Source organism: Microbacterium sp. HSID17254 (assembly GCF_003989315.1).
Lineage (GTDB): Bacteria > Actinomycetota > Actinomycetes > Actinomycetales > Microbacteriaceae > Microbacterium.
Genome location: NZ_RBLT01000203.1, coordinates 1 through 740, shown reverse-complemented (window position 1 = coordinate 740; position 740 = coordinate 1). Strand labels below are relative to the sequence as shown.

The following is a 740-nucleotide window of genomic DNA, read 5'->3' as shown; positions in this document are numbered from 1 at the left end:
GGTCCAGCGCGAGGGTGGTGACGACGGCGTCGTCGAACCCGACCCACTTCTGCGGGTTGTCCATGTCGGAGGTGTTGGTGATGACGTACGCCCAGGACGTCTCCGACCCGGTGCCGGCCGTGGTGGAGACCGCGACGTGCGGCGGCTTCTCCATGTTCCTGGACTTCGAGCAGCCCTCGAACTCGTTGATGTTGCGGCCGTCGTCCGCGATGACGACGCGGGCGCCCTTCGCGGCGTCGTGCGCGGAGCCGCCTCCGATCGAGATGATCCCGTCGCACTTCTCGCTCGTGTAGAGCGCGGCGGCGTCCATGCAGTTGTAGTCCTTGGGGTTGGACTCGACCTGGTCGAAGACGACCACGTCGACACCCTGGTACTCGACCTTGCCCTTCAGCTCCTCGACGATCCCGGAGCCGCGCAGCCCGGTGGTCACGAACAGCACCCGGGTCATGCCTAGGTTCTTCGCCTCGACCCCCAGGATGTCGTGCGCTCCCACCCCGAGCAGGGCCCGGGGGAACGGGTGGAACTCCTTGATCGGGAAGTCCCAGATCTGGTTGAGCTCGATGGCCATTGGCTCTCCTCGACGGCGTCGTCGGCTGGCGGACGAGCACAACAATGGTTGTTGCGAATAAGTGGCAACAGCTACAGATGGGTACCTGACCCCCCGGCCGTCCGGCGGGGCGGGTGCACCCTCCGTCCGGAGGGGTCACCGGTGTGCGGCGGACACCTCGAAGTGGGTGCCG

The 740-nt window shown here is 66.8% G+C and carries 1 protein-coding gene; it reads right to left on the bottom strand.

The genetic code is table 11. The annotated features are described in order from the left end of the window. The coding region (locus tag D8M34_RS18595) for an iron-containing alcohol dehydrogenase (RefSeq protein ID WP_126894746.1) at nt 1-568 on the bottom strand (568 nt) is incomplete at its 3' end. Nucleotides 569-740 lie beyond the last annotated feature (172 nt).